5 protein-coding genes and 2 pseudogenes are annotated in these 6,932 nt (G+C 75.3%); 4 read left to right on the top strand and 3 right to left on the bottom strand.

Annotated features, from left to right (window positions below; genetic code table 11):
* The 3 genes and pseudogenes from B1205_RS31780 to B1205_RS18400 all read left to right on the top strand — a co-directional run.
* Positions 1–365 (top strand): annotated as a pseudogene (locus B1205_RS31780) (DUF4350 domain-containing protein); the annotation flags it as partial.
* Positions 362–1,268, top strand: a pseudogene (locus B1205_RS18405) (AAA family ATPase). The pseudogenes B1205_RS31780 and B1205_RS18405, both read left to right, overlap by 4 nt.
* A complete protein-coding gene (locus tag B1205_RS18400) occupies positions 1,265–2,575 on the top strand; it encodes a DUF58 domain-containing protein (RefSeq protein WP_089156722.1) in 1,311 nt (436 codons plus the stop codon). The pseudogene B1205_RS18405 and the gene B1205_RS18400 overlap by 4 nt, the downstream one beginning before the upstream one ends.
* Here the strand turns inward: B1205_RS18400 and B1205_RS18395 are convergent.
* Positions 2,553–3,506, bottom strand: a complete 954-nt coding sequence (locus B1205_RS18395) for a stage II sporulation protein M (RefSeq protein WP_089156721.1) — start codon at positions 3,504–3,506, stop codon at positions 2,553–2,555. The two genes, B1205_RS18400 and B1205_RS18395, sit on opposite strands and share 23 nt — an antisense overlap.
* A 106-nt stretch (positions 3,507–3,612) precedes the next feature.
* On the opposite strand from B1205_RS18395, the gene B1205_RS18390 reads away from it, so the two are divergent.
* On the top strand, positions 3,613–4,467 hold the full coding sequence (locus tag B1205_RS18390) for an RDD family protein (protein ID WP_254910027.1): 855 nt from the start codon (positions 3,613–3,615) through the stop codon (positions 4,465–4,467).
* 7 nt (positions 4,468–4,474) lie between these two features.
* Here the strand turns inward: B1205_RS18390 and efeB are convergent, their stop codons facing one another.
* Entirely contained in the window at positions 4,475–5,797 is a 1,323-nt protein-coding gene (efeB, locus tag B1205_RS18385; protein ID WP_089156719.1) for an iron uptake transporter deferrochelatase/peroxidase subunit, read from the bottom strand.
* The gene (efeO, locus tag B1205_RS18380) at positions 5,794–6,924 is read right to left on the bottom strand and encodes an iron uptake system protein EfeO (protein WP_089156718.1); all 1,131 of its coding nucleotides are present in this window, start codon (positions 6,922–6,924) and stop codon (positions 5,794–5,796) included. The genes efeB and efeO overlap by 4 nt, the downstream gene beginning before the upstream one ends.
* Between the last annotated feature and the right edge of the window lie 8 nt (positions 6,925–6,932).

The raw sequence follows: 6,932 nt of genomic DNA, 5'->3' as shown, positions 1-6,932 counted from the left end.
GGCGGGCCCGCCGGCTCGGGCCGCCGGTGACGGAGCCGCTGCCGGTGACCGTCCGCGCGGCCGAGACCGTACGCGGCCGGGCCCGCCTCTACCGCCGGGCCCACGCCCGGGCCGCCGTCGCCGAGACGCTGCGCGCGGCCACCCTGGACCGCGTCCGGCCCCGGCTCAACCTGCCCCCGGACGCCCCGGACGACGAGGTGACGGCCCGCATCGCGGCGCGGGCCGGCGTCGCGCCGGAGCGGGTGGCGGACCTGCTGCACGGCCCGGTGCCGGACGACGACCGGGAGCTGCTGGCGCTGGCCCGCGAGCTGGACGCGCTGACCCGTACCCTGGCCCCGCAGTCGAGCGAAGGAGAACGCCGGTGACCGGACCCGTCATCGCCGCCGCCCCGTCCGAGGCCCGCGCCACCCTGGACCGGTTGCGGACCGAGGTGGCCAAGGCCGTCGTCGGGCAGGACGCCGTGGTCACCGGACTGGTGATCGCCCTGCTCTGCCGGGGGCACGTGCTGCTGGAGGGCGTGCCGGGGGTGGCCAAGACGCTGCTGGTGCGCACCCTGGCCGCCGCGCTCGACCTGGACGCCAAGCGGGTGCAGTTCACCCCCGACCTGATGCCCGGCGACGTCACGGGCTCGCTGATCTTCGACCCGCGCACCGCCGCGTTCACGTTCCGCGAGGGGCCGGTCTTCACCAACCTGCTCCTCGCCGACGAGATCAACCGCACCCCGCCGAAGACGCAGTCGGCGCTGCTGGAGGTGATGGAGGAACGGCAGGTCACCGTCGAGGGCGAGCGCCGCCCGCTGCCCGAGCCGTTCATCGTCGCGGCCACCCAGAACCCGGTCGAGTACGAGGGCACCTACCCGCTGCCCGAGGCGCAGCTCGACCGCTTCCTGCTCAAGCTGACCGTGCCGCTGCCCGGGCGGGACGAGGAGCTGGGCGTGCTCCGCGCGCACCNCCGCCCGCGCGCAGGTGCACACGGTGCATGTGGCCGAACCCGTGCTCGGCTACGTCGTGGACCTGTGCCGGGCCACCCGGGCCGCGCCCGCGCTGGAACTGGGCGCCTCGCCCCGGGGCGCCACCGCGCTGCTCGCCACCGCGAAGGCCTGGTCCTGGCTGGCCGGCCGGGACCACGTCACCCCCGACGACGTGAAGGCGGTCGCCCGGCCGACGCTGCGGCACCGGCTCCGGCCGCGCCCCGAGATGGAGCTGGAGGGCGTCACGGCGGACGCCGTGCTGGACTCGGTGCTGGCCACCGTGCCGACCCCGCGATGACACCGCGGGCGGGTCTGCTGCTCGCGGCGGGCGCCGTGACGCTGCCGGCCTGGCCGGCGCCGTTCCTCGGCGTCGCCGTGCTGACCACGGTGGTGCTGCTGCTCGTCGCCCTCGACCGGGCGCTCGCCGCCGGACCACACGCACTCACCGTGACCCGCACCGGCGACCGGACGGTCCGGCTCGGCGGCACCGCCACGGTCACCCTGCACCTGACCAACCCCACCGACCGGACGCTGCACGCCCAGGTACGCGACGCCTGGGTGCCGTCGGCCGGGGCGCGACCCGAACGGTCCCCGCGGGAGGTGCTCACGGTCGAACCCGGCGCGACGGCCACACTGCCGGTCCGGCTCACCCCGACCCGGCGGGGCGACCGGCCGGCGGTGGCGCTGACCGTACGCTCGCTCGGACCGATGCGCCTGGGCTTCCGGCAGCGCGCCGGCCGGCCCGCCACACCGGTGTGGACGCTGCGCGTGCTGCCCCGCTTCGACTCCCGCCGGCACCTGCCGGAGAAGCTGGCCCGGCTGCGGCTCATCGACGGCGTCCAGGTGACCCCGGGGCGCGGCCACGGCACCGAGTTCGACACCCTGCGCGAGTACGCCGTCGGCGACGACGTCCGCTCGATCGACTGGCGGGCCAGCGCCCGCCGGGCCGACGTGCTGGTGCGCACCTGGCGTCCGGAACGGGACCGGCGGCTCGTCTGCGTGCTGGACACCGGTCGCACCTCGGCGGTCCGGCTCGGCGACGAACCCCGGCTGGACACCGCGATCGACGCGGCGCTGCTGCTCACCGCGCTGGCCGCCCGGGCCGGCGACCGGGTCGACCTGCTCGCCGTGGACACCGCGGTGCGGGCCCGGGTGACCGGCACCAGTCGTCCGGCGCTGCTCACCCGGCTGGTCGAGGCGGTGGCGCCGCTCCAGCCGGCGCTGGTGGAGACCGACTTCGAGCTGGTCGCCGGTGAGGTGCTGCGCCGGGAGCGGCAACGCAGCCTGGTGGTGCTCTTCACCGCCCTGGACCCGGGCGCCATCGGCGCGGGGCTGCTGCCGGTGCTGCCCCGGCTGGCCGCCCGGCACCGGCTGGTGCTGGCGGCCACGCACGATCCGGTGCTGACCGGCCTCGCCACGGCCGCGCCGACCGGGCCGGACGACCCGTACGCGGCGGCGTCGGCCTGGCGTGCGCTCGCCGACCGGGACCGGGTGCGCGCCGCCCTGGCCCGGCACGGGGTCACCGTGGTGGACGTGCCCGCCGACCGGCTCGCTCCCGCCGCCGCCGACACCTACCTGCGGCTCAAGTCCCTCGGTCAGCTCTGACCGCGTGCCGGCCGAGCACCAGCGCGTACCCGCCGAAGGCCAGCCAGACCGCGGCGCCGGCCGCCACCCGGGCCGCCGCCGGCAGCGGCGCCGGGGTGACGAACGCCTCCACCAGCGCGGCGACCGCGAAGAGCCCGACCAGGCCGGCGGCGACCACGATGGCCGCCCGCCCCGCCTCGGCGACCGCCTGCCCGCGCCCCAGGTGCGCGGGCGGGGCGATCCAGGCCCAGGCAGTGCGCAGCCCGACCCCGGCGGCGATGTGGATGCCGGTCAGCTCCAGCAGGCCGTGCGGGGTGATCAGGCCGAAGAACACGTCCGCCCGGCCGTAGGCGACCATCACCCCGCCCACCACGCCGATGTTCAACGCGTTCTGCCACAGCAGCCAGAACACCGGCACCACGAGCACGCCGGCGGCCAGGCACTGGGCGGCCAGCCAGGCGTTGTGCGTCCACAGGTGGAAGGCGAACGTCGGCGCGGCGTACTCGGTGTAGTAGCCGGCGAAGCCGGAGTCCACGAGCTGCCGGGCCGACTCGGCGCCGATGAACGCGGCGGCGGTGTCCGGATGGCCGGCGACGAACCAGATGAGGAACCCGGTCAGCAGGCTGAACCCGGTGGCCACGCCGAACCACCAGGGCCAGGCCCGGTAGAGGGCGGCCGGCAGGTCGGCCAGCAGGAACCGGCGTACCGCCGCCCAGGACGGCCGGGGGCGGCCGGTGATCCGGGCCCGGGCCACCAGGACCAGGTGGGAGAGGCGGACGAGCAGCGCCGGCTCGGGGGCCCGGCTGCGCAGCACGGAGAGGTGGGTGGCGGTCCGTTGGTAGAGCGTGACCAGCTCGTCGATCTCGGCCGGGTCCAGGCGACGCCGGCCGGTCAGCTCCGCCAGCCGCCGCCAGTCGGCGCCGTGCTCCGCCGCGTACGCGTCGAGATCCACTTGCCCCTCCCCCGTCTGCGCGTCCATGGTGTTCACTGGCGGGGTGCGAGCGCAACCTCCCCCACCTGCCGGGTGGGCCGACGCCGGTCTTATCAGCGGCGAGGCGGTGGAGCTGGACGTCCGGGTGGCCCGGCTGGGCTCCCGGGTGCTCGCCCTGCTGATCGACGTGGTGGTCCAGCTCGGTGTCGCGCTGGTGCTCGGCGCGGGGCTGTCGCTGCTGGTGCTCGCGTTGCCGACCGGCGCGGTGGACGCCGCCCTGGCCGGTGGGTTCCAGGTCCTGTTCCTGGTGCTGGTGCTGGTCGGCTACCCGGTGGTGATGGAACGCCTCGTCGGTGGCCGGACGGTGGGCAAGCTGGCGGTGGGGCTGCGCGTGGTGCGGGCCGACGGCGGCCCGGTGGGCGTCGGGCAGTCGCTGACCCGGGCGCTCGTCGGCGTCGCGGTGGAGTGGCCCGGCCTGGTGCTGCCGCTGCTGAGCTGGGCGGCGAGCGTGACGGTGATGGTCACCGACCCGCGTGGCCGCCGGCTGGGCGACCTGGTGGCCGGCACGCTGGTGGTGCACACCCGCAGTGCTCAGGTGTGGCGGCCGTTGCCGCCGGCCGCGCCGGCGCTGCGCGCCTGGGCCGGCACGCTGGACCTGAGCCGGGTGGACGACGGGTTGGCGCTGGCCGTCCGGCAGTACGTGGACCGGCTGCCCCAGCTCGCCGCGCCGGACCGGGTCCGGTTGGGCCGTGAGCTGTGGGCGGAGGTCGCCGCGGTGACCTCGCCCCCACCGTGGACGGCGCCGGAGTGGGCGTATCTGGCCGCGGTGCTGGACGAGCGGAGGCGTCGGGCCGCGCACCGGCTGGGACGCACCCGCGCGGCCACCGCCACGCTCTGGCCGGAACTGGCTCCGACACCGGCCGCGCCGCCGGCGACGCCGCTGCGGCGGGCCGCGCCGGAACCCGATCCGGTACGCCGCTGAGCCGGCTTCAGGAGAACAGCGTGCGACCCCACCAGTCGGCCGCGTCCCGTACGCCCGCCGGGCAGGCGAACAGGCCGCTGGAGACGTGCCGCAGGTATTCGTTCATCGCGTCGTTGCGGGCCAGCCGGGTCTGGATCGGCACGAACTGCTTGCGTGGGTCCCGCTGGTAGGCGATGAAGAACAGCCCGGCGTCGAGCCGGCCCAGCCCGTCCGAGCCGTCCACGAAGTTGTAGCCCCGGCGCAGCAGGCGGGCGCCGTCGTTCTGGTCCGGGTGGGCGAGTCGCACATGCGCGTTCTCGGCGATGACCGGCTGGCCGTCGTCGCCCGTCGCGGCGAAGTCCGGCTCGTCGAACTCGTCCCGCTTGCCCAGCGGGGCGCCGCTGCCCTTGGTCCGGCCGGTGATCGTCTCCTGCTCGGCCAGCGGACTGCGGTCCCAGGTTTCGATCAGCATCCGGATCTTCCGGGTGACCAGGTAGGAGCCACCGGCCATCCAGTCCGGGCCGTCTCCGGGCTGCACCCAGAGCTGGTCGCGGAGCAGGCCGGCGTCCTCGGCCTTGAGGTTGGCGGTGCCGTCCTTGAAGCCGAACAGGTTGCGGGGCGTCGCCTGGTCCCGCGACGTCGACGAGGTACGCCCGAACCCGAGCTGCGACCAGCGGACGCTGACCACGCCCATGCCGATGCGGGCCAGGTTACGGATGGCGTGCACCGCCACCTGCGGGTCGTTGGCGCACGCCTGGACGCAGATGTCGCCGCCGGAGAGTTCCGGCTTGAGCGCGTCGCCGGCGAAGTGCGGCAGGTCGGCCAGGGCGGGCGGACGCCGGTCGGCGATGCCGAAGCGGTCCCGGCCCTGGGCGTCGCGGAACAGCGACGGTCCGAAGCCCACGGTGACGGTGAGCTGGGACGGGGGCAGCCCGAGCGCCTCGCCGGTGTCGTCCGGCGGGGCCTCCGGCATGCCGCCGACCGCGCCGATCACCCCGGCGTCCCGACCGGCGGTCATCCGCGCCGCGGCGGCCGTCCACTCCTGGAGCATCGCGACCAGCCGGTCCCGGTCCTTGGTGACCACGTCGAACGCGACGAAGTGCAGCCGGTCCTGGGCCGGGGTGACGATGCCCGCCTGGTGCTCGCCGAGGAACGGCACCGCGTCGGCGGCCGTACCGGTGGCCGACGCCTGGTCGCCGGCGGCGAGCAGGGCTCCCGCACCGGCCGCCACGCCTGCGACGCCGGCCACGCCGACGCCGGCCAGGGTCATCGCCCGTCGTCGGGAGACCCCACGACCGGCCTGCTGGCTGTTCGGCTCGCTCGTCGCGTCACCGCCGGCCGGGGCGGTCATCGGGCGACGGCCGCGGCGACCTTGCTGACCGGCTCGGCCAGCGCGTTGATACGGTCCGACAGCTCCTTCAGCTCGGCCTTGCTGAGCTGGGTGTGCAGCTTCCAGCCGTCACCGACGCGGTGCTTGCCGAGCGCGGCCTCCACGTCGGCCAACTCGCTGTCGAGCTGCTTGACCAGGTCGGGGGCGCGCTGCTCCAGGGCCGGACGCAGCGCCCCGATGGCCGCCTTCGAGCCCTCCAGGTTGGCGTTGAAGTCCCAGAGGTCGGTGTGTGAGTACCGCTCCTCCTCGCCGGTGATCTTGCCGCTGGCGACCTCGTCGAGGAGCGCCTTCGCGCCGTTGGCGAGCTGGAGCGGGGTGAGCTTCTCGGCGTTGGCCTTGGCGACGATCGCCTTGACGTCGACCAGGAGCCGGTCGGCGATCGGGCCGTCCTTGCTGATGTCGCCGGTGGTCCAGAGGTCCTTCTCGATCCGGTGGAAGCCGGTGAACTCCATCCCCTCCTCGATGACCTCCTCACGGCCGTCGATCTTGGGGTCGAGGTCGCCGAAGCTCTCCGCCACCGGCTCGATCCGCTCCCAGTAGGTGCGGGTCACCGGGTAGAGCGCCTTGGCCTTCGCCACGTCGTTGGCCTTGACCGCGGCCACGAACTCCTCGGTCTTCGTCAGCAGGGCGGCGGTCTGGCTCTGCACGTAACGCTGGTAGCTGGCGGTGGCCTCGGTCAGCGCCGCGTCCGGCGCGACGCTCGCGGCGGTGCCGCTGACCTTCAACGCGCCCCGGATGCCCCGGCCGCTCATGCCCGGCTTGCAGGCGGTCTCGTACGTGCCGGCGGGCAGTTCGACCCGCAGTTCGCGGCTCAGCCCCGGGGCGATGTTCTCCACCTCGCCCATCACCCGGTCGCCTGCGGCGTAGACGTAGAACTCGTTGACCTTGGAGCCGTTGTTGGTCACCTTGAAGGTCACCTGGCCGGCGTCGACGTCGGTACTGCCGACCTCGCAGACGGTGTCGGTGGCCTTGACCGCGATCGGCCCGCCGGCCTGCGCGTCGGCGTCGTCACCGCCCCCGCAGCCGGTCAGTCCGGCGACGGCGAGCAACCCGGCGGCGGCGGGCGCGACGAAACGATGGGTACGCATCGGTGCTG

Source organism: Micromonospora sp. NBS 11-29, assembly GCF_002140155.1.
Taxonomy (GTDB): domain Bacteria; phylum Actinomycetota; class Actinomycetes; order Mycobacteriales; family Micromonosporaceae; genus Micromonospora.
This window is presented reverse-complemented; position numbering and strand designations above follow the sequence as displayed.